24 protein-coding genes and 1 pseudogene are annotated in these 23,878 nt (G+C 54.8%); 17 read left to right on the forward strand and 8 right to left on the reverse strand.

The window, feature by feature from the left end; all coding sequences use genetic code 11:
• Positions 1–197: 197 nt before the first annotated feature.
• The 5 genes from purC to AUQ43_RS10005 all read left to right on the forward strand — a co-directional run bounded on the left by purC (position 198) and on the right by AUQ43_RS10005 (position 5,236).
• Entirely contained in the window at positions 198–962 is a 765-nt protein-coding gene (purC, locus tag AUQ43_RS09985; RefSeq protein WP_062956126.1) for a phosphoribosylaminoimidazolesuccinocarboxamide synthase, read from the forward strand.
• A 124-nt stretch (positions 963–1,086) separates the two neighbouring features.
• Positions 1,087–1,326 carry a phosphoribosylformylglycinamidine synthase subunit PurS gene (gene purS / locus AUQ43_RS09990; protein WP_008891731.1) on the forward strand — a complete coding sequence of 80 codons (240 nt, stop codon included), beginning with the start codon at positions 1,087–1,089 and terminating at the stop codon, positions 1,324–1,326.
• Positions 1,327–1,407: 81 nt separating this feature from the next.
• Positions 1,408–2,097, forward strand: a complete 690-nt coding sequence (purQ, locus tag AUQ43_RS09995) for a phosphoribosylformylglycinamidine synthase subunit PurQ (protein ID WP_062956127.1) — start codon at positions 1,408–1,410, stop codon at positions 2,095–2,097.
• The gene (gene purL / locus AUQ43_RS10000) at positions 2,091–4,304 is read left to right on the forward strand and encodes a phosphoribosylformylglycinamidine synthase subunit PurL (protein WP_369813474.1); all 2,214 of its coding nucleotides are present in this window, start codon (positions 2,091–2,093) and stop codon (positions 4,302–4,304) included. The genes purQ and purL overlap by 7 nt, the downstream gene beginning before the upstream one ends.
• 185 nt (positions 4,305–4,489) lie before the next feature.
• Positions 4,490–5,236 carry an ABC transporter substrate-binding protein gene (locus AUQ43_RS10005; protein ID WP_181838582.1) on the forward strand — a complete coding sequence of 249 codons (747 nt, stop codon included), beginning with the start codon at positions 4,490–4,492 and terminating at the stop codon, positions 5,234–5,236.
• 13 nt (positions 5,237–5,249) lie between these two features.
• Here AUQ43_RS10005 and AUQ43_RS10010 read toward each other — a convergent pair whose 3' ends face one another.
• A complete protein-coding gene (locus AUQ43_RS10010) occupies positions 5,250–6,068 on the reverse strand; it encodes a helix-turn-helix domain-containing protein (protein ID WP_062956130.1) in 819 nt (272 codons plus the stop codon).
• A gap of 136 nt (positions 6,069–6,204) precedes the next feature.
• Between AUQ43_RS10010 and AUQ43_RS10015 the strand changes: the two genes are divergently transcribed.
• Positions 6,205–6,609 (forward strand): hypothetical protein, encoded by a 405-nt coding sequence (locus tag AUQ43_RS10015; RefSeq protein ID WP_147250482.1) that lies wholly within the window; start codon positions 6,205–6,207, stop codon positions 6,607–6,609.
• Positions 6,610–6,667: 58 nt separating this feature from the next.
• Here the strand turns inward: AUQ43_RS10015 and AUQ43_RS10020 are convergent, their stop codons facing one another.
• Positions 6,668–7,852 (reverse strand): Mrp/NBP35 family ATP-binding protein, encoded by a 1,185-nt coding sequence (locus tag AUQ43_RS10020; protein WP_062956132.1) that lies wholly within the window; start codon positions 7,850–7,852, stop codon positions 6,668–6,670.
• A gap of 412 nt (positions 7,853–8,264) precedes the next feature.
• Here AUQ43_RS10020 and hflK point away from each other — a divergent pair, with 412 nt between their 5' ends.
• The 4 genes from hflK to AUQ43_RS10045 all read left to right on the forward strand — a co-directional run bounded on the left by hflK (position 8,265) and on the right by AUQ43_RS10045 (position 12,278).
• Positions 8,265–9,392 (forward strand): FtsH protease activity modulator HflK, encoded by a 1,128-nt coding sequence (hflK, locus tag AUQ43_RS10030; RefSeq protein ID WP_062956134.1) that lies wholly within the window; start codon positions 8,265–8,267, stop codon positions 9,390–9,392.
• Positions 9,392–10,264, forward strand: coding sequence for a protease modulator HflC (gene hflC, locus AUQ43_RS10035; RefSeq protein WP_062956135.1), 873 nt, complete (start codon positions 9,392–9,394; stop codon positions 10,262–10,264). The genes hflK and hflC overlap by 1 nt, the downstream gene beginning before the upstream one ends.
• Positions 10,265–10,379: 115 nt before the next feature.
• Entirely contained in the window at positions 10,380–10,571 is a 192-nt protein-coding gene (locus AUQ43_RS10040; protein ID WP_062956136.1) for a DUF2065 domain-containing protein, read from the forward strand.
• Between the two features lie 213 nt (positions 10,572–10,784).
• The gene (locus tag AUQ43_RS10045; RefSeq protein WP_062956137.1) at positions 10,785–12,278 is read left to right on the forward strand and encodes a DegQ family serine endoprotease; all 1,494 of its coding nucleotides are present in this window, start codon (positions 10,785–10,787) and stop codon (positions 12,276–12,278) included.
• A 76-nt stretch (positions 12,279–12,354) separates the two neighbouring features.
• Here the strand turns inward: AUQ43_RS10045 and serB are convergent, their stop codons facing one another.
• Positions 12,355–13,245: a phosphoserine phosphatase SerB gene (serB, locus tag AUQ43_RS10050; protein WP_062956138.1), complete on the reverse strand. Its 891-nt coding sequence runs from the start codon at positions 13,243–13,245 to the stop codon at positions 12,355–12,357.
• Between the two features lie 103 nt (positions 13,246–13,348).
• A complete protein-coding gene (locus AUQ43_RS10055; protein ID WP_062956139.1) occupies positions 13,349–13,918 on the reverse strand; it encodes a hypothetical protein in 570 nt (189 codons plus the stop codon).
• A 42-nt stretch (positions 13,919–13,960) separates the two neighbouring features.
• Between AUQ43_RS10055 and miaA the strand changes: the two genes are divergently transcribed.
• The 4 genes from miaA to ilvC all read left to right on the forward strand — a co-directional run bounded on the left by miaA (position 13,961) and on the right by ilvC (position 18,586).
• A complete protein-coding gene (miaA, locus tag AUQ43_RS10060) occupies positions 13,961–14,923 on the forward strand; it encodes a tRNA (adenosine(37)-N6)-dimethylallyltransferase MiaA (RefSeq protein ID WP_062956141.1) in 963 nt (320 codons plus the stop codon).
• A 152-nt stretch (positions 14,924–15,075) separates the two neighbouring features.
• Positions 15,076–16,839 (forward strand): acetolactate synthase 3 large subunit, encoded by a 1,764-nt coding sequence (locus AUQ43_RS10065; protein WP_062956150.1) that lies wholly within the window; start codon positions 15,076–15,078, stop codon positions 16,837–16,839.
• A 103-nt stretch (positions 16,840–16,942) separates the two neighbouring features.
• Entirely contained in the window at positions 16,943–17,452 is a 510-nt protein-coding gene (gene ilvN, locus AUQ43_RS10070) for an acetolactate synthase small subunit (protein WP_062956151.1), read from the forward strand.
• A 114-nt stretch (positions 17,453–17,566) separates the two neighbouring features.
• Positions 17,567–18,586: a ketol-acid reductoisomerase gene (gene ilvC / locus AUQ43_RS10075; protein WP_062956161.1), complete on the forward strand. Its 1,020-nt coding sequence runs from the start codon at positions 17,567–17,569 to the stop codon at positions 18,584–18,586.
• Between the two features lie 77 nt (positions 18,587–18,663).
• Here ilvC and AUQ43_RS10080 read toward each other — a convergent pair whose 3' ends face one another.
• Entirely contained in the window at positions 18,664–19,857 is a 1,194-nt protein-coding gene (locus AUQ43_RS10080) for an MFS transporter (RefSeq protein ID WP_062956163.1), read from the reverse strand.
• Between the two features lie 221 nt (positions 19,858–20,078).
• On the opposite strand from AUQ43_RS10080, the gene AUQ43_RS10085 reads away from it, so the two are divergent.
• Entirely contained in the window at positions 20,079–20,990 is a 912-nt protein-coding gene (locus AUQ43_RS10085) for a pseudouridine-5'-phosphate glycosidase (protein ID WP_062956165.1), read from the forward strand.
• Positions 20,991–21,104: 114 nt separating this feature from the next.
• Here AUQ43_RS10085 and AUQ43_RS10090 read toward each other — a convergent pair whose 3' ends face one another.
• Complete coding sequence (locus AUQ43_RS10090; RefSeq protein WP_062956167.1) at positions 21,105–21,440, reverse strand: hypothetical protein; 336 nt, start codon at positions 21,438–21,440, stop codon at positions 21,105–21,107.
• 198 nt (positions 21,441–21,638) lie between these two features.
• Here AUQ43_RS10090 and AUQ43_RS10095 point away from each other — a divergent pair, with 198 nt between their 5' ends.
• Positions 21,639–22,100: a helix-turn-helix domain-containing protein gene (locus tag AUQ43_RS10095; RefSeq protein ID WP_062956168.1), complete on the forward strand. Its 462-nt coding sequence runs from the start codon at positions 21,639–21,641 to the stop codon at positions 22,098–22,100.
• Positions 22,101–22,263: 163 nt separating this feature from the next.
• Here AUQ43_RS10095 and AUQ43_RS20675 read toward each other — a convergent pair.
• A pseudogene (locus AUQ43_RS20675) lies at positions 22,264–22,632 on the reverse strand (N-acetyltransferase family protein); the annotation flags it as partial.
• A gap of 132 nt (positions 22,633–22,764) precedes the next feature.
• On the opposite strand from AUQ43_RS20675, the gene AUQ43_RS10100 reads away from it, so the two are divergent.
• Positions 22,765–23,133, forward strand: a complete 369-nt coding sequence (locus AUQ43_RS10100) for a hypothetical protein (protein ID WP_062956170.1) — start codon at positions 22,765–22,767, stop codon at positions 23,131–23,133.
• Here AUQ43_RS10100 and AUQ43_RS10105 read toward each other — a convergent pair.
• On the reverse strand, positions 23,120–23,860 hold the full coding sequence (locus AUQ43_RS10105) for a hypothetical protein (RefSeq protein ID WP_062956172.1): 741 nt from the start codon (positions 23,858–23,860) through the stop codon (positions 23,120–23,122). The two genes, AUQ43_RS10100 and AUQ43_RS10105, sit on opposite strands and share 14 nt — an antisense overlap.
• Positions 23,861–23,878: the final 18 nt, after the last annotated feature.

Below are 23,878 nucleotides of genomic sequence, written 5' to 3' on the forward strand. Positions count from 1 at the left end.
GAACGCAATGGGTTAGACACAAAGTCAAAGTCGGTCACAGGCCATGGCGCGACGGTTGCAAATTTCGATTATCAAGTTTGCATAAATAGAGCTTAAGCGGGAATTGAGTTTCTCGCCAAGCACTGCTATACGGAGGGCGCGAATTTCAGGGTGCCCGCTGCGTCGGACGGTGGGCCTAGATGTGAAAGATCCCGCCAATGTCCAGAAAGCAGCCCATCTACGAGGGTAAAGCCAAGGTTCTTTACGAAGGTACGGAACCCGGAACGATCATTCAGTATTTCAAGGACGACGCCACGGCGTTCAACGCCCAGAAGCGCGGCACCATTGCCGGCAAGGGTGTCCTGAACAACATGATCACCGAATTCGTCATGACCCGTCTGGCAGAAATCGGCATTCCGACTCACTTCATTCGCCGTCTGAACATGCGCGAACAGCTTTGCAAGAAATGCGAAATTGTTCCGATCGAAGTCGTGGTCCGCAACATCGTTGCCGGTTCGATGGCCAAACGCCTTGGCCTCGAAGAAGGCGAACGCCTGCCGCGCCCGATTGTCGAGTTCTATTACAAGGACGACGATCTTGGCGACCCGCTGGTTTCTGACGAACATATCCTCGCTCTGGGCTGGGCAAGCGCTGAAGAGCTTGAGGAAATCGTTGGCATGACCCTTCGCGTCAATGACTACCTGTGTGGTCTGATGCGTGGCATTGGCCTGAAACTGGTGGACTTCAAACTTGAATTCGGCCGCGTTTGGGAAGGTGACTTCCCACAGCTGGTTCTGGCCGATGAATTCAGCCCGGACAACTGCCGCCTTTGGGATGCGATCACCAACGAGAAGATGGACAAAGACCGCTTCCGTCGCGATCTCGGCGGTGTTGAAGAGGCCTATCAGGAAGTTGCACGCCGTCTCGGTGTCCTCCCTGAGTCCGCCGAAATAGAGCAGCTGAACAAAGACGAAAAAAAATAATCCCAAGGCCGCGCTCGCGCGGCCTTTTCTTATGGCTGGTCGATGCCCATTCCGTCGGACAGCAAATTGTTTGCAAACAGAACCCCGCGCGAGACCCGCGCATGCGAACTTAAAGGAGCTTCTCGTGAAAGCACGTGTTCATGTCACCCTGAAGAACGGTGTTCTTGACCCGCAGGGCAAAGCCGTTCACCACGCCCTTCAGGGTCTGGGTTTTGATGGCGTCAACGACGTCCGTCAGGGCAAGTTCATCGAACTCGAACTGGATGGCACCGATGCCGCCAAGGCCGAAGCCGAGGTCAAGGAAATGTGCGAGAAGCTTCTCGCCAATACCGTGATCGAAGATTACAGCATCGAGCTGGCCTGATCACCTGGGCGGGACCGCGCGACGGCGTGGCCTTTGTCTATCGGGATTAAGTAACGGACACTAATCGAGAGACGGTATTTCATGAAATCCGCTGTCATCCTCTTCCCCGGTATCAACCGGGAGAATGACGCCATCGCGGCCCTCAAGCAGGCCACCGGCACCGAACCAGCCGTCGTCTGGCATGGCGACACCGAACTGCCCAAGACTGACATCATCATGGTCCCGGGTGGCTTTTCCTATGGTGACTATCTGCGGTGTGGTGCCATGGCGGCAAAATCGCCGATCATGCGTGCAGTCGCAGAACGCGCCAAACAGGGTGTGACCATTCTTGGTGTATGCAATGGCTTCCAGATCCTGACAGAGGCAGGCCTGCTGCCCGGCGCACTTATGCGCAATGCCAGCCTGAAATTCATTTGCAAGAACACGCATCTGAAAATCGAAAACACCGATACGCGCTTCACCAACCTGTATGGCGCAGGCGACGTGGTCGATTATCCGGTGGCCCATCATGACGGCAACTACTTTGCCGATAGCGAAACGCTTGACCGCCTTGAAGGCGAAGGTCGCGTTGTTCTGCGCTATTGCGATGTTGACGGAAAAGTTGATCCGGCGACCAACCTGAACGGTTCACAGCGCAACATTGCCGGCATCATCAACGAGGCAGGCAACGTCCTTGGCATGATGCCCCACCCCGAGAACGCAATCGATCCGATGCATGGTGGCACCGATGGCCGCAATCTGTTCAAAAGCATGGTGGAGGCAGCATCGTGAGCTCCAACGATTTCAACAGCACCCCGATCACGCCGGAACTGGTCAAGGAACACGGCCTGAACGAAGAAGAATACAAACTCGTTCTCGAAATCATGGGCCGCGAACCCAACATCAACGAGCTTGGCATTTTTTCGGTCATGTGGTCTGAGCACTGCTCCTACAAGTCGTCGAAAAAATGGCTTAAAACGCTTCCGACCAAGGCGGACTGGGTCATTCAGGGTCCGGGCGAAAATGCCGGTGTGATTGACATCGGCGATGGTCAGGCAGCCGTCTTCAAGATGGAAAGCCACAACCACCCGTCCTTTATCGAACCCTATCAGGGTGCGGCAACCGGTGTTGGCGGCATCATGCGTGATGTCTTCACCATGGGTGCACGTCCGGTCGCGAACCTCAATGCGCTTCGCTTTGGCGAGCCCGATCATCCGAAAACCCGCCACCTGCTGAGCGGTGTGGTCGAAGGCATCGGCGGTTATGGCAACTGCATGGGCGTTCCGACCATTGGCGGTGAAACCAACTTCCATGCATCGTACAATGGCAACATCCTGGTCAATGCGATGACCGTGGGTCTGGCCGATACCGATAACATCTTCTACTCAGCCGCGGCTGGTATCGGGAACCCGGTGGTTTATGTCGGGTCGAAAACCGGCCGTGACGGTATCCATGGCGCGACCATGGCATCGGCCGAGTTTGATGATGACAGCGAAGAAAAGCGTCCTACCGTTCAGGTCGGTGACCCGTTCACCGAGAAGCTTCTGCTGGAAGCCTGCCTTGAACTGATGGCAACCGACATGATCGTCGCCATTCAGGATATGGGGGCTGCTGGTCTGACCTCGTCCTCATTCGAAATGGCATCCAAGGGCGGCGTTGGTGTCGAGCTGTGGCTTGATAAAGTTCCCATGCGCGAAGAAGGCATGACGCCCTACGAGCTGATGCTGTCAGAGTCGCAGGAACGCATGCTGATGGTCCTGAAACCCGGTTGTGAAGACGCCGCCAAGGCGATCTTTGACAAATGGGAACTCGACTTTGCCGTCATCGGGACACTGACCGATACCAAGCGCATGGTTCTGAAATGGCACGGCGAAGTTGCCGGTGACCTGCCGATTGATCCGCTGGCCGAAGCATCGCCGGAATATGACCGTCCGTGGGAACCGACCCCGAAACAGGATCGCATTGATCCGGCAAGCCTTTCGGGCAAGATGAGCCACGTCGACGCGCTTAAAACCCTGATCGCATCGCCGGATCTGGCATCGCGTCGCTGGATCTGGGAACAGTATGATCATCTGGTACGTGGCAACACGGTAATTCGTCCGGGTGGTGATGCCGGTGTGGTGCGCGTTGAAGGCACGAACAAGGGCCTTGCGGCCACGACCGACTGTACCCCGCGCTATGTCATGGCCGACCCGGTTGAGGGCGGCAAGCAGGCCGTTGCCGAAGCGTACCGTAACCTGGTTGCAACCGGCGCCAAGCCGCTTGCCATCACGGACAACATGAACTTCGGCAACCCGGAACGCCCGCGCATCATGGGCCAGTTCGTCGGCGCCTGCCAGGGCATTGGCGAAGCCTGCATCGCGCTGGAATTCCCGGTCGTGTCGGGGAACGTGTCGCTTTACAACGAAACCAACGGTGTTGGCATCATGCCGACCCCGGCCATTGGCGGCGTTGGCCTGATTTCCGATCTGGGCCACCATGCAACGATTGGCCTCAAGCGCGATGACAGCGCACTGATCATGATCGGCGCGGCCACCGGTGAACTTGGCCAGTCGCTGTATCTCAAGACCATCGAAGGTCGCGAAGAAGGTGCACCGCCGCCGGTTGATCTGGGTGCAGAAAAGCGTGCCGGTACAGTCATCCATGAACTGATCGAACTCGGTCTGGTTCGGACCTGCCATGACATTGCTGATGGCGGCCTGCTGGTCACCGTTGCCGAGATGTGCCTTGCAGGCAATATCGGTGCGGACGTCTTCCTGCCCGAAAGCGGTAGCGAAATCGCGTGGCTGTTTGGTGAAGACCAGGGCCGCTACGTGATCGCCACCCGCGATCCGGACAAGGTTCTCAATGCGGCAAGCAGCGCGAATGTTGCTGCGGCCATTATCGGTCAGGCCGGTGGTGATGCGCTGAGCATTGATGGCGATGCCAAAGTAACCCTGTCTGAGCTGCGCAGCCTCAATGAAGGCTGGATGCCGTCCTTCATGGCAGAAGCCGTTTAGTCAGCGTCGCGTACCTCAAGATCAAAACCCCGTCCGGGCAACCGGGCGGGGTTTTGTGCTTGGGCTTCAAACCTGCGTACGCGCCGTTGTCGGAGCTGGCCGATAGCCCCATATAACACACTGCACCAGTGTTGATGGGGGTTAGGATGCCCGTACATTGCAGGACATTTTTCTGGACCTTTGCATTGTCCGTCCTTATGGGCGTGCTGATCATTTTGCCGGGCAACCGGGTGCATGCCTTGACCGTCTATGTGGATGAAGCCAATCCACCTTTCATGTACAGCGCGAACAATCATGCCGCTGGCATCTACCCCGAAATCGTGCGTGCGATCGCTACCCGCGCCGGAATACCGATCAATATCGTTCCGGTCCCCTGGCGCCGTGCACTCCTTCATCTGGAAAACGGTGATGGCGCTGTCGCGGGAATATACAAAAACCTCGAACGGCAAAAGAAATTTGCTTTTAGCGACCCGATCCATCGCGAAAGCCTGATGATCTATCGTTCGGCAAACAAGTTCGATAGTGAATCCAGACTTGAAGACCTGTCGGGCATGAATGTTGGCGTAATTCGCGGATGGAGTTATGGCAACGCCTTTGATCGTGCGCGCAATTCAGGCATGTTTGAAACGTCCGAAGCCGCTGGCGACGACCAGAACTTCGCAATGCTGGTGAATAATCGCGTTGATGCGGTGATCGCTGTGCGCGAAGCAGGAGATATCTGGATCAGGAAACTCAAGCTCCAGAGCCAGGTTTTTCGCGCCAAAACCGCCCTGCATGAAAACCAGACCTTCATCGCCTTTAACAGACGGTCAACCGACATCTCGGCACTGGCCCGGATCAACAAGGCCATCGCGGAACTCGTTGAGGATGGCACGATCGAAACCGTCATTGCCAATGCCGTGGACGATGCAATCGGATCGGCCTTTCACTGATTTCTCATCCGGCCTACGGTAGCACTGCCAATTGCTTGAGGGCACGGCTTGTATCCTCATCAGCGGGCAACAAGGTCTCGATGGCAAGTTCGGACAGGGTCACCTCGACCGGTGTGCCAAATACCGTCGTCGTCGTGATGAATCGCAAAACACCCACATCTGTTTTCAGAGTCAGCGGCACGATCAGACCATTGATCGCGTCCTTGTCAGCCCCGTCAACGCCCACCGCGTCCGTCACCTGTTCATGATGGTCGGGTAAGCGATAGTGCTTTGCTTCGTCATACAGCCCAATCAATTCCGGGTCTGCGGTGACGTCAACCTGACGCCGCAGCCGATCCAGCAAATGATCCCGCCACTGCACGAAATTTACCACCCGTGCAGCCAATCCGTTCGGGTGCAGACTTAGTCGCAATAGATTGATCGGGGGTTGCAAAAGATCCGGATCAATCCCGACCAGCATCAATGGCACAATCCGGTTTGCTGCCACCATGTTCCAGTGTCGATCCATCGCCAGCGCCGGAAAAGGTTCATGGGCCGACAATATCTGATCAACTGCCTTGCGAATGCCCAGAGCCCCCTCGCCCTCAAAATCATGCTGGGCATAGATCGGGGCAAATCCGGCTGAAACCAGCAAACCGTTGCGTTCGCGCAGCGGGACATCAAGACATTCGGCGAGATGCAGGATCATGTCGCGGCTTGGTCTGGACCGACCGGTTTCAAGGAAACTGAGATGGCGGGTCGATATGTCTGCATTGGCCGCAAGATCAAGCTGGCTGAGCCTGCGTTGCTTCCGCCAGTTTTTCAGCGTCATTCCAAACGAATCGTGGGGCATTGATGCACTTTCCTCTGTGACCGCAAAGACAGCCTATCACCAAAGAAAAGGATTAAACATTACCTCTGAGGTAATCGTATTCATTCCCTGTTCACGGCAAGCTTGCGACATCACCACAACCCGAAAGGATTGGACAGTGTCTGCACCCTCGACTGTGAATTTTCTGAAGACTGTACTGATTGTTGATGCTTTGACCTGCCTTGGCTTTGGGATTTTGCTCACGACCGGTGCAGAGTTCCTTGCCGGGTGGCTTGGATTGCCGGTTTCCCTTCTGTTTTATGCCGGGCTGATCCTGTTTCCCTGTGCGGCCCTGATGATCATCACCGGGCGTCAAAAGCTGCCGAACGCCGGTTTGGTCTCGCTGATTATCGTTGGCAATTTTGTCTGGGCGGTTGCCAGCATCGGCATTCTCGTCCTGCCATCCATCGCACCTACGATGATTGGATACGCCTTCGTAATTGCTCAGGCCATCGCGGTCTGTGGACTTGCAGTGTTTGAGTACCGCTTGCTAGGTCATGCTAGGCGTTTTGCAACAGCATGATTGTCGTTAAGTGCGACCAATAAAAAAGGCCGCAACGAATGCGGCCTTTTTTGTATGACTATTTAAAATTGATCTTTGGAAACAGGCTTTTTTTCTTGGGGGCCTTAACCGGCCCAACCTGTTCTTCGACCGCGGCTGCGATCTTTCCGGCAATCGCGCCATAGGCCTTGGCGTGATCGCCATCGGGTTCGCTATCGACAATCGGTTTGCCTTCATCGGCACCCAGACGAATTTTAAGATCCAGCGGAATTTCACCGAGGAACGGCACGCCAAGCTCATCGGCTGCCTTGTGCGCCCCACCATGGTCAAAGACATGGTCAATATGGCCGCATTCCGGGCATTTGTAATAGGACATGTTTTCGATGAGGCCAAAGACCGGCACATTGACCTTGCGGAACATGTTAAGCCCCTTGCGCGCGTCCAGAAGCGCAATATCCTGCGGGGTGGAAACGATCACAGCCCCCGTGACCGGCACGCGCTGTGCCATGGACAGCTGAATGTCCCCGGTGCCCGGTGGCATATCAACCACCAGCACATCAAGATCGCCCCAGTCCGTATCGCGCAGGAGCTGTTCAAGTGCCCCCATCGCCATCGGACCGCGCCAGATAACCGGCTGTTCTTCATCTACCATGAAGCCGATTGACATAATGCGCATGCCAAAGGCCGACGGCGGGATCATTTTGCCCTGATGTTCTTTGGACGGGGTCGGCTTTGCATCGCGAAGGCCCATCATGCGCGGCAGACTCGGCCCATAGATATCGGCATCAAGCAGGCCAACCTTCAGGCCCTGAGCCACCAGCGAAAGAGCAAGGTTAACCGAGGTTGTGGATTTACCCACCCCGCCTTTGCCCGATGCGACGGTAACAATGCTGCGCACGGTCGGCAGTTCAAGCGGCATCTGCCCCGCGCCTTGCGGACGCTGGCCCGGTTGTGACGGCTGTGACGGGCGGCTTGGCTGTGATTGCGGTGCAGCTTGCTTGGCAGCTTCTTTCGGGCGTTCGGCCGTAAGCGCCACGCGGGCCGTTGTGACCCCGTTCACAGCAGCCACTGCCTTTTCGGCGTTTTGCCGTAAATCTTCCAGTGCAGGACCGCGATCCGGGTCTACTGCGATCATGACATTGACGACTTCATCATGAATATCAATGCCTTGCACCATACCCTTGGCTGTGATTGATTGGCCGTCGACCGGGTCGATTACGGCATCGAGTGCGGCAGTAATCTGTTCACGGTTGAGCGAAGTCATATTGCGGTCTCCAAATTTTGGCTTAAGTCCGTGGTCACACAGAACTTGCAGGCGCGTATCATTGTTTTGCAAGGCAAGCTGTCATATAAGGCCATAGGTTCTGGGCTTATCAATATGATTGTAATGGCAACCGCAAGACTTGCGAAATACGAGAAAAAGGCCTTAGAGCGGGCTAGCGCCCCGGTCAAGGGATTTGACGCAGAAGTTCGCAGGTCTGGCGGTTGTCCTACGAATTGAACGGATTTGCACGGACTACATTGTCGCAAGGCATTGAAAGATTCTTATCTTCCTGTTGCCCTGCTCTGCGTATCCGAACAAATCCGAACAACCATTGCAAACATATTGATAAGTCCAGAATCTGTGCTCGGTAAGCAAAGATAAACACCGAACGGCAAGAAGAGGAAGAAACTCGATGCCTTGGAATAATCAAGGGGGCGGTGGCCCCTGGGGCGGCGGCGGAAATAACGGTGGCGGCCAGAACCCGTGGGGACAGCGTCCTTCGGGTGGCGGCGGCGGCGGAAGCACGCCCCCCGATTTTGATGAAATGATTCGTAAGGGCCAGGAACGCCTGAAACGGCTGTTCCCCGGCGGCGGCGGATATAAGGGCTTTGTCCTGATCGGTATCGCTGTGATCGGGTTGTGGCTTTTGACCGGTTTCTACCGTGTCCAGCCGGGCGAACAGGGTGTAACGCTTCTGTTTGGCAAATGGGTTGGCACAACGGGCCCGGGTCTGAACTACTTCCTTCCGGCCCCGATTGGCGAGGTCATCAAGCCGAACGTTGAACGGACCAACCAGATCGAGGTTGGCTATCGCGGTGCTGGCACCGTGACGTCCAACGGATCGCGTGATGTGCCCGAAGAAAGCCTGATGCTGACCGGTGACCAAAACATCATCGATATTGATTTTGTTGTTCAGTGGCGTATCAGCGATGCAGGTTCCTACCTGTTTAACGTGCGTGATCCTGAAAACACCATCAAGCTGGCATCTGAAAGTGCGATCCGTGAGGTCATCGGTAAAACCGACCTTGAAGAAGCACTGACTGTTGGCCGTGTCCGGGTTGAAGAACAGACCCGCACCCTGCTTCAGGAAATCATGGACGGTTATGAGTCCGGTATTTTCATTGCCGAAGTGAAAATGCAGAAAGTGGACCCGCCGCGCGACGTTATCGATGCCTTTAACGATGTGCAGCGTGCGCGTCAGGACCGTGATCGTTCCCAGAACGAAGCACTGGCCTACCGTAACGACATCATCCCGCGTGCAAAGGGTGAAGCAGAACGTCAGGTCCTGCAGGCCCGCGCATACAAGGATCGTGTCACCAAGGAAGCAGAGGGTGAGGCAGAACGCTTTAACTCCATCTACAATTCCTTCCTGACGGCCCAGGATGTGACGACCCGTCGTCTCTATCTGGAAACCATGCAGGAGATCTTGAGCAAGTCTGACAAGATCATCATGGAACAGAACGGTGAAGGTAACGGTGTTGTCCCGTATCTTCCGCTTCCGGAAGTCCAGAAACGTGCGAATGCAGGAGGCAACAACTAATGGCAAGTCCTAAACTTATTGCCGCTGGCGTCGTCCTGGTTATTGCTGCTGTCGTTGGTTCGATGAGCGTGTTTACCGTTCGTCAGGACCAGCAGGCACTCGTTCTTCAGTTCGGTAATCCGGTCCATGCGGTTTCCGAACCGGGTCTGCATTTCAAGCTGCCGATCCAGAATGTTGAATATTACGAGCGTCGTATTCTCGAACTTGATCCGCCAGTTCAGCAGGTTCTCCTGTCTGACCAGAAGCGTGTCAATGTCGATAGCTTTGCACGTTGGAAAATCATCGATCCGTTGATCTTCCGTCAGCGTGCAACCAACTCTGCCAACTTTGTGCAGCTGTTTGGTCAGCGTCTGAACTCGGTCATCCGTGGTGAACTGGCACAGGCCCCGCTTGTGACCCTTCTTTCGGACAACCGTGCGCAGATCATGGAGAAAATCCAGGCGACCCTGATCAAACCAGCAGAAGAGTTTGGTGTCGAACTGATTGATGTTCGTATCGGTCGTACTGACCTGCCGCAGGAAACCTCGCAAGCGGTATATAACCGTATGCGTTCTTCGCGTATTGCCGAAGCCGCACAGCTTCGCGCAGAGGGTGAAGAGCTCAAGGCGAAGATCCAGGCAGAAGCTGATCGTGAACGTATCGGCATCATCGCCGAAGCCAACCGTCAGGCCGAAGTCCTGCGTGGTGAAGGCGATGGTCAGCGAAACGTCATTCTGGGTAAAGCGTATGGCAAGGACGCGGAATTCTTTGAATTCTATCGTTCGCTCGAAGCCTACAAAATCGCGCTTGATAACGGCTCGACCATGGTGCTTTCACCAGACAGCGAGTTTTTCCAGTACTTTAATAAGTCTGGCCCAGCGACAAGCCGCTAGACAAAACATAAGGGCGACCTGCATATTGGGCTGGTCGCCCTTTTTGTTTTTATAAATTCGATTTGTCTGGCGAAAGTCTGACAAATCACAAAGAAACGCCGGAACGTCCTTAGTCATGAAGGAACTTGCAACAGCCATACTTCTGGCAATCGCGTTGGAAGGGATGCTTTACACGCTGTTTCCCGGCGGCCTGAAAAGGGTAATGGAGCTTGTTCAGGAAATTCCTGAATCGCAGTTGCGCATTGGCGGATTGATCGCCGCTGTCATAGCCATTGGCGGAATATGGGCAGTACGGACCTGGCTTTAGTAAACGGCCATCAGGATCAGGGAACGGCAACGCAAAAGTCCCTCGTCACGATTTTGTGCTTACAATTCCTTGATTTTTCCCAGTACCGCCTAATTTCTGCCAAAGTCGGAGTTAATTTGGTTACTTAAGCGACGGGTGAAATACAGCCCCGCCGTGCGCTGCACAAAGAGAATGACAAATACCGTGAACGCGGCAACGAACAGGATCAGACACATGCTAGACGCATTATACAACCCGGTGCGCACCAAGATAACCGCAGCACTGGTGATTGTTCTCCTTGGCGTGGCCAGTGTTTCGCAGATTGCGAATGCCCGCCCCGCTCCTGAGAGTTTCGCAGACCTGGCAGAAAAGCTTCTGCCAAGTGTTGTAAATATTTCCACCAGCCAAATGGTCGCCGAACGACAGGGACCGGACTTCCAGTTCCCTCCCGGTTCGCCGTTCGAAGACCTTTTCCGTGATTTCATGGACCGCAACGGTCAGGGTGGCCAAGGCGGTCAGGCACCGCAACGCCGCCGTGCAACCGCACTTGGTTCAGGCTTCATCATCTCGCCTGACGGCTATATCGTCACCAACAACCACGTGATTGACGGTGCCGACGAGATTACCGTGCGCCTGCATGATGGCAATACGCTTGAAGCCGAACTGATCGGCCGCGACCCCAAAACCGACGTCGCCCTGCTTAAGGTCGAACCGGAAGAAGACCTGCCATTCGTCAAATGGGGGGACTCGGACAGTGCCCGCATCGGTGACTGGGCGATGGCAATCGGGAACCCGTTTGGCCTTGGCGGTACGGTGACTGCCGGTATCATCTCCGCACGAAACCGCGACATCAACCAGGGTCCGTATGATGACTTCATTCAGACGGATGCCTCGATCAACCGTGGTAACTCGGGTGGTCCGCTGTTTAACCTTGATGGTGATGTGATTGGCATCAACAGCGCGATCTATTCGCCGTCCGGCGGTTCAGTCGGGATCGGCTTTGCCATTCCGTCCGGCATCGCTCAAAGCGTTGTCGATCAGCTTAAGGAATATGGCCGCACCCGTCGTGGCTGGCTGGGTGTTCACATCCAGACCGTGACCGAAGACATCGCAGACTCGGTTGGTCTTGAAGATTCAACCGGTGCCATGGTTGCCGGTGTCGCAGAAGACGGCCCGGCCAAGGCTGCTGGCATCAAGCAGGGTGACGTCATCCTGACCTTCGATGGCAAGGAAGTTGAATCCATGCGTCGCCTGCCGCGCATCGTTGCAGAAACCCGCATTGGCAAGGAAGTCGATGTCGAAATCTGGCGCGATGGCGAAAAGAAAACCGTTCAGGTTGAGCTCGGCGAACTTGAAGAGGAAGTCGTCGCCGCAAGTGCTGGCGAGGCACAGGAACAGGAAGCACCTGCCGTTGCCGAGGCCAGCATCGACGCACTTGGCATCAAGATCGCCAATGTCGATGAAAGCCTGCGTCAACGCTATAACCTTGCCGAAGGCACCGAAGGTGTCATCGTGACCGAGGTTGCCGGTGACAGCTATGCCGCCGAAAAGGGTGTTCGCCCGGGCGACATCATCATCGAGGCATCGCACAGCTCGGTTGAAAACGTCGAAGACGTCGTCGATGCGGTCGAAACTGCGATCGAAGATGAGAAACGCACCATCCTGATGTTGATCGAAACATCGGCTGGCCCGCGTTACTTCGGCCTGACGCTGTCGGGCGACGAATAAGTCATCGCCTAAAACAAGCATCAAAAAAGGGCGGCCTGATTTTCAGGTCGCCCTTTTTGTTTAACGCGGACATTTCCTAGGAAACGAAGTCCGACTTTGCATATCCCTGCATATAAAGCAGTGCGGTCAGATCACCGTGATTGACACAAATGCGCGCCTGTTCACGCACCGCGGGCTTGGCGTGGAAGGCAACCCCGGTTCCGGCAAGCGAGATCATCTGAAGATCATTGGCACCATCGCCAACGGCAATCGCATCACCAACCGTGATGCCCTGCTCGGCTGACAGGTTTTCAAGCGCATCGACCTTGGCCTGGCGATCAAGAACCGGCTTTTGAACCTTGCCGGTCAGCTTGCCATCCTTTTCAAGCAAGACATTGGCCTGATCGTAATCAAAGCCAAGCTCGGCGCGCACCGCCCCGGTAAAGAAATCAAACCCGCCCGAAACCAGGGCAGCAAACCCGCCATTAGCCTTCATCGTCGCGACCAGTTCCCGCGCACCGCCGGTATACTCCACCGTTTTCCAGGCTTCCTTGAGCATCTCCGTCGACATGCCATCAAGCAATCCAACCCGTTCATCAAGCGCCGCTTCGAAATCAAGCTCGCCATTCATCGCACGTGCCGTAATCGCCGCCACCCGGTCCTTGACCCCGGCGAACTCGGCCAACTCGTCAAGGGTTTCGCCGGTGACAATCGTGCTGTCCATATCCGCAATCAAAAGCTTCTTGCGACGTGTTGCGACCTTCTGGGTGATGGCATCCACCGGAAGCTCCGCCTCGGCCAGCGTCGTATCGGCGACATCAAGCGGAATACCATCAAAGGTCAGATCGCAAGCCTCGCCATCAGCCAACCACGTCACATCGCCAACCAATGCCCCCGCCCCGGTCAGCGCGATTGCCGCGTTATCAATCACAGCCTTGGTCAGCGCATTCGAGTTCGGGGCGGCAATCAGGGTGAGAACCAATTTCATGGTCTTTGGGCTCCTTGACGGAAAAGGCAAATTCTAAATTTCCAACCTTTATCATCAACAACTATGGGAAACACAAGTCAGAACTGGAAGCCACTTAACCGCTTTACAAACCTGAATCGCTCAAATGCCGCGACACAAAGTCAACGCAGTCTTCTGTCGGCTCGTACCGCGAGACAGTAAGAACCCGAGTAAGCTCGGCATCACATACGAAGTCATGACGAATGTCGCTGAATGAAGTTACAAATGCATATCCTGCAAACCCAAAAACGGCGATCTGGTAGAGAATTCCACACACGAACATCCCCAAAACGACAATATGCAGAATCATGATGGGAATGAGTTCTAGTATAGGCTTACTCCTTCGAAATCGCTCAAACCAAGTCCGATATCCCGCTGTAAATAACTCTTCGTCAACTGCCTGCATGTAACATCGTAGTGAGAAATGTCCTCCGACGGCAGCAACCATCGCAACGAACGAGTAAAAAAGAATATTGAGTGAGTACGTAACTTGGACCACCGACTGAGTGGAGGTGATAAGAGCAATAAATGTGCTCATCATCACAGTGCCGATGATAGTTAGAGAGATCCAAGAGCATTTGGCTGCGGAAACAAATAACACTCTCCAAAACTGATAAGCTTTTTTCTTGGTTTCTAAATCAAACAAATTACTCATTCCAAAATACCAATTACGCTAAAATTCAAGGTTGAAAAGATAATGGTAGAAGCCGGGAAAACTCTAGTAAAAATTGTTATCGTTGCCGGCCCGACCGCCAGTGGGAAGTCGGCGCTGGCCCTTGATCTGGCGGAGGCCTTTGACGGGGTGGTGATTAATGCTGACAGCATGCAGGTCTATGAGGAACTGCGTGTGCTCTCAGCCCGCCCCGATGAAAGCGAAACCGCCCGCGCGCCGCACCGGCTTTATGGTGTGCTGTCCGGGCGCGAAGCATGTTCGGCTGGCAAGTGGCGCGACATGGCGATGGCGGAAATTGCCGACTGTCACGCCAATGGCAAACTTCCGATCATCACGGGCGGTACGGGCATGTATCTGAATGCCCTGACTGAAGGCATTGCGCCGATCCCCGATGTGCCAGCTGCGATTCGCCAGCAAGTCACCCATGAGCTTGAAGAGCTAGGTCACGAAGCATTCTTTGCCAAACTTCAGTCAGATGACCCGGAAACGGCCGCCAATCTTGATGGCAGCAATACCCAGCGCCTGATTCGCGCCGCCGAGGTTTTTGCCCATACCGGGCGCGGATTGGCAAGCTGGCACAAGGAACCGGTGATTACCCCGCCTGAAAACATGCAATTCAAGAAACTTTGTTACATGCCGCCGCGCGACATTCTGTATGATCGTTGTAACCGGCGTTTTGACCTGATGATTGAACAGGGTGCCATTGACGAGGTCAAAGGGCTGCTTGCCCTTGAATTGCCTGAAACAGCGCCTGTAATGAAGGCTGTCGGCGTGCGCGAGATTTCGGCCTACCTTGCCGGGGAGATTGATCTGGCAACAGCCAAAGAGAAATCACAGCGCGAAACCAGACGCTATGCAAAACGGCAATTAACGTGGTTTCGACACCAGATGTTAGCCAAGGAAATCATCGACGCGCAATATTCGGAAAGTTTGGCTGCAAAAATGCGTCATGATGTTAACCAATTTCTGTTGACCACGCCAAAGTGAGGCGATAGGTTGGCGCTTCTGCCGCCTAAATGGCGGAAAACCGCCGTTTCGGCGGATTTTTCAACTCCAATTCGAGGATAATTGGATCATGTTTCAATCACGCGGTTATCACGCGACACGTTGTTGTCGTTAAGTAAAGAGGCTCGAAAATCATGGCAGAACGTATTTTAAGCGGTTCGGAAGTAGTGTTGCAGGCCCTTGCTGATCAGGGTGTGGAAGTCGTGTTCGGCTATCCCGGCGGCGCTGTCCTACCGCTATATGACGAGATATTTAAACAGAACCGGATTCGTCACGTTCTCGTGCGCCATGAACAGGCTGCTGTCCACGCTGCAGAAGGTTACGCCCGCTCGACCGGCAAGGTCGGCGTCGTGCTGGTGACCTCTGGACCGGGGGCAACAAACGCCGTTACGGGCCTTACCGACGCGTTGATGGATTCCATTCCAGTTGTCTGCCTGACAGGTCAGGTCCCGACCCATCTGATCGGGAACGATGCCTTCCAGGAAGCCGACACCACCGGCATTACCCGCCCGTGCACCAAGCATAACTATCTGGTGAAAAACCCCGATAAACTTGCCCGTACGATGCACGAAGCATTCCACGTTGCCTCAAGCGGCCGTCCGGGCCCGGTCGTAATTGACCTGCCCAAGGACATTCTTGTTGGCAAGGCCCCGTATCTGGAACCGGCACAGGTTCAGCACCGGACCTATAACCCGGTGGTCAAGGGTGATCGCGCCCAGATCGAAGAAGCCATGGAAATGCTGGCATCGGCCAAAAAGCCGATCCTGTATTGCGGTGGCGGTGTCATCAATTCCGGGACACAGGCATGCAAGCTTCTGACCGAGTTCACCCGCATGACCGGCGCGCCGATCACGCTGACCCTGATGGGTCTTGGGGCTTATCCGGCATCGGACAACCAGTATCTTGGTATGGTCGGGATGCACGGCACGTATGAATCGAACATGTCGATGCATGATTGCGACGTCATGGTCGCGATTGGTGCACGTTTTGATGACCGTGTGACCGGCAACCTCGATTTCTTTGCGCCGAACTCGCAGAAAATCCAGATCGACATTGATCAGAGCTCGATCAACAAGAACGTTCCGGTCGATATCGGGATCGTTGGCGATGTTGGCCATGTTCTTGAAGACATGATCAAGATCTGGAAAGCCAAACAGTACAAGATCGAAGCCAGTGCACTTGATGGCTGGTGGAAAGAGATCGAAGGATGGCGTTCGAAACGCTGCCTGTCCTACAAGCAACCCAAAGACGTCATCAAGCCGCAGCATGTTATCCGCTCGATCCATGCCGCGACCCGCGATCGCAAAACCTATATCACCACCGATGTTGGCCAGCACCAGATGTGGGCAGCCCAGCATTTCGGGTTCGAACATCCGTATGAATGGATGACGTCCGGTGGTCTTGGCACCATGGGCTATGGCATGCCAGCGGCCCTTGGCGTTCAGGTGGCCCACCCGGATGCGACCGTGGTTTGCTTTACCGGTGATGCTTCGATCATGATGAACATTCAGGAATGCGCGACGATGACGCAGTATCGTCTGCCGATCAAGACCGTGATCCTGAACAACCGTTATATGGGCATGGTCCGTCAGTGGCAGCAGCTTCTGCACGGGTCGCGCTATTCCGAAAGCTATAGCGAAACCCTGCCCGACTTCGTCAAACTGTCCGAGGCCTTTGGCTTCACCGGGCTGACCTGCAATAACCCGGCCGATCTTGATGATGCCATCAAGCAGATGCTGGAAATTGATGGTCCGGTGATTTTGGACGTCGCTGTTGATGACAAGGAAAACTGCTATCCAATGATTCCGTCGGGCAAGCCGCATAACGAAATGCTGCTTGGGCAGGAAACCAAGGGCGACGAAGCCATTGATTCCGACGAAGGGATGGTTCTGGTCTGATCCGCACACATAAACTGTGCGCAACGAACTCATCAAATCAAAATGAAAAGGCCGGCGCGGGCGGCATGTGCTGCCCCCGACCGGGCCATAGCGGAGCGAAACCGTGAAAGAAACCGAAATTTCGAAACACACCATATCCGTTCTGGTGGATAACGAGTCCGGCGTTCTGGCCCGTGTTATCGGGTTGTTTTCCGGCCGTGGCTATAACATCGAAAGCCTGACCGTTGCCGAAGTTGACGCCAGGGCCCACCAGTCGCGTATCACTGTGGTTACCTCGGGCACCCCGATGGTCATCGAACAGATCAAGGCACAGCTTTCGCGCCTTGTCCCGATACACAAGGTCAGTGACCTGACCCTTGCCGGGCCAAGTGTCGAGCGCGAGCTTGCATTGGTCAAAGTGATTGCAGCGGGCGAAAAGCGTGTGGAATCCCTGCGTATTGCCGACATTTTCAAGGCGCGCGCAGTGGATGCGACCAATGATTCCTTCGTGTATGAAATCATCGGCAGCCCTGAAAAAATCGACGCCTTCATCAAATTGATGGAGCCGCTTGGGCTTTCGGAAATTTCGCGTACCGGTGTGGCAGCGATTTCGCGCGGCACACTGACGATGTGAGTTTGCCCTGCCCGGTGATCCGCATCGGGTAAGGCATTGGGGCCTGCCCCATAATAATTATTACCATCCGCCACGCATGAAATAGCGTGGTCCAACGTCCAGAGGTATCGAAAGATGCGTGTTTATTACGACCGCGATGCAGATGTTAATCTGATCAAAACCAAAAAAGTTGCCATCATCGGTTACGGTTCGCAGGGTCATGCCCATGCACTGAACCTCCATGATTCCGGCGTTAAAGAAGTTGTTGTTGGTCTGCGTGAAGGCTCCAGCTCGCGCAAGAAAGCCGAAGCTGCCGGTCTGAAAACCATGACCCCGGCCGAAGCTGCTGCCTGGGCAGACGTTGTCATGATGCTGACCCCTGATGAGCATCAGGCTGCGATCTATGCCAACGAACTGCGCGACAACCTGAAGCAGGGTGCTGCCCTTCTGTTCGCACACGGTCTTAACGTTCATTTCGGCCTGATCGAGCCGCGCGCTGACCTTGACGTCATGATGATCGCGCCGAAGGGCCCGGGCCACACCGTTCGTTCCGAATATGCACGTGGCGGCGGGGTTCCGTGCCTGGTCGCAATCGAACAGAACGCATCTGGCAACGCGCTTGAAGTTGCCCTGTCCTATGCTTCGGCAATCGGTGGCGGTCGTTCGGGCGTTATCGAAACCACCTTCCGTGAAGAGTGCGAAACCGACCTGTTCGGCGAGCAGGCTGTTCTTTGTGGCGGTCTGACCCAGCTGATCAAATACGGCTTCGAGACCCTGACCGAAGCTGGCTATGCGCCGGAAATGGCATATTTCGAGTGCCTGCACGAAGTTAAGCTGATCGTTGACCTGATGTATGAAGGCGGCATGGCCAACATGCGTTACTCGATCTCCAACACCGCAGAATACGGCGACTATGTCACCGGCCCGCGCGTGATTGATCCGTCTGTCAAAGAACGCATGAAAGAAGTTCTTACCGACATTCAGGAAGGCAAGTTCGTCCGTGACTTCGTTCAGGAAATGCATTGCGGCCAGCCGATGTTCAAGGCAACCCGTCGTCTGCATGCTGAACACGAAATCGAAGAAGTTGGTGAAAAACTGCGTGCGATGATGCCGTGGATTGCTGCCAACCAGCTCGTCGACAAAGAAAAGAACTAAGTACAGCTTAGCTTGTTCTTACGCAAACGGCCGTCCCGATGGGGCGGCCGTTTTGCTTTGGGGTATGTTGGCTTGGTCTATACGCCTTGTTTCATCTGTCTGATCGGAAAGCGCAATTCGGTCGCAGCCCAGATCAAAACGCACAGGACCGAGACCCCGGCGCCAAGAACCACCACAGCTGGCCAGCCGCCCATGCCATAGGCGATGGCCGAACTGGCAGAGCCACAGGCACCTCCCAGAAAGTAACTGGCCATATAGCCGGTGGTCAGGCGGCTGCGGGCCTCGGGGTTAAGGCGGTAAACCTCGCTCTGGTTTGAGATATGCGCCCCCTGAATGCCCAGATCGATCAGCACCACGCCAAGCGCAAAGGCAATCAGCGACCACTGCCCCCAATAAAGCAGCCCCCAGCTTAAAACCGTTGTCATCAGGAACCCGCCGGTACTCAGCCGCGCCCAGCCCTTGTCTGCCAGCCTGCCTGCGATACGGGCGGCCAGAATGCCAATTGCACCGATCAGGCCATACAGCCCGATCACGGCTTCGGACATGCCATATTGGCGCACCAGCATGAAGGCCATCGATGTCCAGAATATCCCGAACACGGCATATTGCAGCCCGCCAATCAGGCTGCGGCGACGCAAGACCGGTTCATCGCGAAACAGATGCAGGATCGAAAGATACAGCGTGCGGTAACTGGTGTGTGATGTTGGCGGGATATGGGGAATGATCCGGTAACAGGCCACCGAATAAACCGCCATCAGAACCGAAGCCGCAATAAACACCGACCGCCACCCCGCAAGTTCGGCCATGATGCCTGAAAATGTCCGGGCCAGCAGGATCCCCATTAACAGCCCCCCCATGACGGTGCCAACCGCGGAGCCGCGCTTGTCATCCGTTGCAAGGTGTGCCGCCAGCGGCACAAGGATTTGCGCAGTCACGCAGGTGATCCCGACCGAGATGCTAAACACCACCAGCATCAGGAACGATGGGGCCAACCCCATTGCCAGCAACCCCACCGCCGTCAGGGCAGAGGTCACGGTCAGCAACTTACGCCGTTCATGATGATCGCCCAGTGGCACCACCGCGATCAGCCCGGTCAGATAGCCAAGCTGTGCGACGGTCACCAGAAAACCGGCCGTGGTTTCATTCAGCCCATATTCACGGGCAAGCAGTTCAAGCAGGGGCTGCACATAGTAAAGACTGGCAACGGACAGGCCGCTTCCAACCGCCATAAAGGCCAGAAGGCCGGTTGTCAGGGTGGGCTTGGCATGCATGTTCGGGTGGGCCTTAAGTCGGTTGGTGGTCGTCCTACGATAGCCGTCAAATCAGGGACTTACAATGCGGTGTCTGTCAGAGGTGCCGTGCTGCGATGGCATCGACGGATGCCATAACGCACAGCAGCCATTCGCAAAACACCCTGCTTTGCGCTGGATTTCAAAGGCCGATCTGTTTAATTCTGGCCTTTAAAACTTTAACTCAAAGACGAGCATGATGAATGTCGGACTATATTGATATCGCCCCCGAGGTCGCAGAGGCCTTTGCCACAGGCAAGCCTGTTGTTGCCCTTGAATCAACCATCATTTCCCATGGCATGCCCTATCCGCAGAACTTGGAAACCGCGCGTGCGGTTGAACAGGATGTGCGTGATAACGGTGCCATTCCGGCCACCATCGCCGTGATTGGCGGTCGTTGCAAGATCGGCCTGTCGCCCGAGGAACTGGAATATTTCGCAAAAGGGACCGACATCCTCAAACTGTCGCGCCGTGACATCCCCTATTGCCTTGCCAAGAAACGTGATGGTGCCACCACCGTATCAGCAACCATGATCCTGGCTGAAAAGGCCGGTATTCGCGTTTTTGCCACGGGCGGTATTGGCGGTGTGCATCGTGACCTTGCGGGTAACTTCGATGTGTCGGCCGATCTGACCGAGCTTGGCAAAACCGGTGTTGCGGTTGTCTGTGCCGGGGCAAAGGCGATCCTTGATATTCCCAAAACGCTCGAACATCTTGAAACGCTTGGCGTACCGGTTATTGCCTATGGCACTGATGAATTTCCGGCATTCTATTCGGTTGAAAGCGGTCAAAAAGCGCCGCTGCGCCTTGACACCCCCGAGGAACTTGCCGCTTTCCTTAATTCGAAATGGGAATTTGGTCTTGAAGGCGGGGCCGTCATTGGCAACCCGCCAGAAGCCGACAAGGCCCTGGCGCGTGAAGCCATCGAGGGGGCAATTGACAACGCCCTGATCGAAGCCAAGGAAAAAGGCATTCAGGGACGCGACGTCACCCCGTTCCTTCTGGCGCGCGTTACCCAGCTGACCGAAGGCAAAAGCCTTGAAGCCAATATTGCGCTGGTGCGTAACAATGCCCGACTTGGTGCTCAAATCGCAGCGTCACTCGCAAAGATATAAGCATACCCGTTTCAGGCAATTGCAATGCGTTCCCCGAGCCGGTGCTTGGGGAACGCATTTGGTGCAGCAAATCTGGAAACCTTGTGAAAGACCTGACACCCTTGAACAGACAAGCTAGTCTGTAGTCTCCGGCTTGCCATTTGAGTTCTCTTGAGTACGCTCAGTGCTCAGCGGGGCAGCGGGACTGGAGGTGGGCTCAGTGTCGCAATCTTCGGACGCATCAAAATTTGCAGTCACCGAGGCAAGTTCACGCATGATCGCTGCAATTGCCGGAGACTCTACATCAGCGCAGAGTTCTGCATCCTCATAGCGCCGAAGGTCGTCTGACAAGAACTGCAAATTTGACAGAAGGATATCTGTTGTCTTGTCTGTGAGCTGCAATCTTCCATTATGGTGATTGGCGTTTTTGCGAAGGAGACGGGCAATTTGTTCGATGTGGTCGCTTAACATATCCTACGCACTTTTTTCTTGTATTCGGAATTATGCTGCAATCTATCACCAAAAATCACGTAGAACAAACGACATGACAGCATATATCTACCGATTTTGCGAAAAAATCGCGTAATTTGTTATTATAATTCTTTCAAGACACCCACTTTGGGGGTAGGCTTCTTGGCCATTCGGATAGACGCGCTCGGGAAAACTGGAATGAAAGTGGACGACACAGAACTGCTTGGCCAACGCATCGGCCTTTGTGAAAAGATTGCCGGATCGCGCGCGGCTCTTGCCGAACGCACGGGCATATCTGCGCGCACCCTTGAAAACTATAGCCATGGGCGCAACGATCCAAAGGCATCCGCCTGCGTTGCGATTGCACATGCAACAGACGTTTCAATCGAATGGCTATTGACCGGCCAGGGTGCCCCCGTCGACGAGCCAAACACATCCGAGGAAGAACTGGATCGCAAGATCGTTTTCAATATCGCGTATTTTCTGGCCAGAAAATCGCGTGCGGTCAAAGCGGATCCAGACGAGTTTGCCGACCTGTTTCTGTCATTGTTCGACTATTGTCGGGAGAAACAGCAGTCAGCCGGAAAGAGCTTTGATGCGGATTCCTTTGAAAACGTTGTCGAGTTTGCGTCAAAGCAGTTTCACCGCAATAGCGCCTGATCAGTTTACGCAGGCGCGCGTGCAGCGCGCCAACATCCGTGCAAACATATCCTACTTCGGGAATGGCACACCCTTCGATGACGCGATCACGTCGAACTTCGGCCCGCCATCCCATTTGGGCGTACCACAATCTGATCGGGTTATCGCGAAACGCCCACAAGACCGGCGGCGTCAATTCATGGCCGATCATGAAGTCAAGCATGGCCATCATCATCATCGGCCCGACCTCTCGTCCACGAAAGTCGGGTAAAACATAGGCAGCATGCATTTCGCCCCGGCCTTGAATGGCTTCATCCCTGTTGGGACAGCAAAAGCAAAAGCCGACCACAACGTGATCGGCCTCGACAACAAACAAAGCTTCGTCCTTGGCTTGGGATTCGAACCACTTTATCCACTGCGACTTGCGAAACTTGCGGTTTCGGCTTTGTAAAACCGTGCGCGGCATGAAGGAATAGGTTTCGCGCCAGCAGAAGGCGTGTATTTGCGAAACCTTTGAAACATCGTCTTTTTTCGCCAAACGGATCGTCATCATAACCCGGCTCCCTTGCTAAGAGTTCAAGGGGCTAGGATTACACATCTTTCACGTGTTGTTATTTACCGATACAACCATCTATGATGTGTCACGCACATTTTAGTCAAATGATGAGGGTGCCGGGACGGCCATATGCTCGATATTGATCTGCAAAAGCGACTGGACAAGGCAGCGCCACTGACAAGTGATCCGAAAACCGGGCTTTCAACGCCGCAACTTTGGGTTATGGCGATTGTGATCGCGTTGCTGTCAGCAACACTAAGTGTCCTGACCTATGACCAGCTTACGCAGCCAACGATGCTTCCAACTGACGAGCTTGGAAAGCTTGCGGTAATGATCAGTAACGAAACGGGAACAATTCCGGCCGACATATGGGCTGCCATGGAACGCCATATCGGAAAGCCTGCCGCCGAATTTACACCCGATGATCAGATGAAGGCCGTTAGCTTTCTGCTTTACCTGATGGAAAAACAGCCGTCTGAGACCATCAATATATGGTAACGACCGAACTGGTCACAACAACCGGGTAATCGCGCAGGCGACGCCACATCGTCCGGGCGGGATAGGTATTAAGCCTTGTTTCGCTGATCCCCGAACGCCCATCAACAATCATCAGGCTTTCAAAAAAATCATCGGCCAATTGCATTTGGGCCGGTGCGGTCATGATTGTCTGGCCGCTTGTGGTAAAGGCAGAATAGAAGCACAGTCGGCACGCACGTTCTGCGGGCAACCAGGCATCCGGTGTCATCACCGCCACCAGAACCCCCATTACCGAGCCAGAGACACCGCGCAACACCCGCGTAACCGGAACGAACGGAACGCCCGACTGCTTTCCAAGTACTGGCGTCCCGATATGGATGCGGTCATCTTCCAAATTGATGGTTTCGTTAAAGTATGACCGTTCCGAAAGATCAAGATCCGGTGCCGGATGGCGCGTTGTATCGAACGTGAGGATGCCCTTTGCATTGATAAACAGCAATGCACGTACAGCTTCAACCTGTTCGGTGTAGCTCGAAAGGCTTCCCTGAATAACAACGTCATTCATTCCGCCGGCATTTCGCAGCAAATCGGCAGAGCGGCGCATCAGGCCGTCTGTCTGATTAAGGATACTCTCGACATGTGTCGCCATCAGAAGGACGTTTTCCTCTAGCGAGACATTATTGGCATTGGCGAAGGCACCGCCTGGTGCCCCCAAAAGACCCAAAATGACAATCAGCCACTTCTTCATCGTTCAATCCTGTGCTGT

It is taken from the genome of Thalassospira sp. MCCC 1A01148, from assembly GCF_001613795.1.
GTDB lineage: Bacteria > Pseudomonadota > Alphaproteobacteria > Rhodospirillales > Thalassospiraceae > Thalassospira.

Excerpts from the sequence above, each read along its gene's own strand:
- purQ (WP_062956127.1), top strand. The coding sequence starts at position 1,408 with ATGAAATCCGCTGTCATCCTCTTCCCCGGTATCAACCGGGAGAATGAC.
- AUQ43_RS10085 (WP_062956165.1), top strand. The coding sequence starts at position 20,079 with ATGTCGGACTATATTGATATCGCCCCCGAGGTCGCAGAGGCCTTTGCC.
- AUQ43_RS10045 (WP_062956137.1), top strand. The coding sequence starts at position 10,785 with ATGCTAGACGCATTATACAACCCGGTGCGCACCAAGATAACCGCAGCA.
- AUQ43_RS10080 (WP_062956163.1), bottom strand. The coding sequence starts at position 19,857 with ATGCATGCCAAGCCCACCCTGACAACCGGCCTTCTGGCCTTTATGGCG.
- AUQ43_RS10100 (WP_062956170.1), top strand. The coding sequence starts at position 22,765 with ATGCTCGATATTGATCTGCAAAAGCGACTGGACAAGGCAGCGCCACTG.
- AUQ43_RS10055 (WP_062956139.1), bottom strand. The coding sequence starts at position 13,918 with ATGAGTAATTTGTTTGATTTAGAAACCAAGAAAAAAGCTTATCAGTTT.
- AUQ43_RS10020 (WP_062956132.1), bottom strand. The coding sequence starts at position 7,852 with ATGACTTCGCTCAACCGTGAACAGATTACTGCCGCACTCGATGCCGTA.
- serB (WP_062956138.1), bottom strand. The coding sequence starts at position 13,245 with ATGAAATTGGTTCTCACCCTGATTGCCGCCCCGAACTCGAATGCGCTG.
- AUQ43_RS10010 (WP_062956130.1), bottom strand. The coding sequence starts at position 6,068 with ATGCCCCACGATTCGTTTGGAATGACGCTGAAAAACTGGCGGAAGCAA.
- AUQ43_RS10105 (WP_062956172.1), bottom strand. The coding sequence starts at position 23,860 with ATGAAGAAGTGGCTGATTGTCATTTTGGGTCTTTTGGGGGCACCAGGC.
- hflK (WP_062956134.1), top strand. The coding sequence starts at position 8,265 with ATGCCTTGGAATAATCAAGGGGGCGGTGGCCCCTGGGGCGGCGGCGGA.
- miaA (WP_062956141.1), top strand. The coding sequence starts at position 13,961 with ATGGTAGAAGCCGGGAAAACTCTAGTAAAAATTGTTATCGTTGCCGGC.
- AUQ43_RS10040 (WP_062956136.1), top strand. The coding sequence starts at position 10,380 with ATGAAGGAACTTGCAACAGCCATACTTCTGGCAATCGCGTTGGAAGGG.
- AUQ43_RS10095 (WP_062956168.1), top strand. The coding sequence starts at position 21,639 with ATGAAAGTGGACGACACAGAACTGCTTGGCCAACGCATCGGCCTTTGT.
- AUQ43_RS10065 (WP_062956150.1), top strand. The coding sequence starts at position 15,076 with ATGGCAGAACGTATTTTAAGCGGTTCGGAAGTAGTGTTGCAGGCCCTT.
- ilvC (WP_062956161.1), top strand. The coding sequence starts at position 17,567 with ATGCGTGTTTATTACGACCGCGATGCAGATGTTAATCTGATCAAAACC.
- hflC (WP_062956135.1), top strand. The coding sequence starts at position 9,392 with ATGGCAAGTCCTAAACTTATTGCCGCTGGCGTCGTCCTGGTTATTGCT.
- AUQ43_RS10090 (WP_062956167.1), bottom strand. The coding sequence starts at position 21,440 with ATGTTAAGCGACCACATCGAACAAATTGCCCGTCTCCTTCGCAAAAAC.
- purC (WP_062956126.1), top strand. The coding sequence starts at position 198 with ATGTCCAGAAAGCAGCCCATCTACGAGGGTAAAGCCAAGGTTCTTTAC.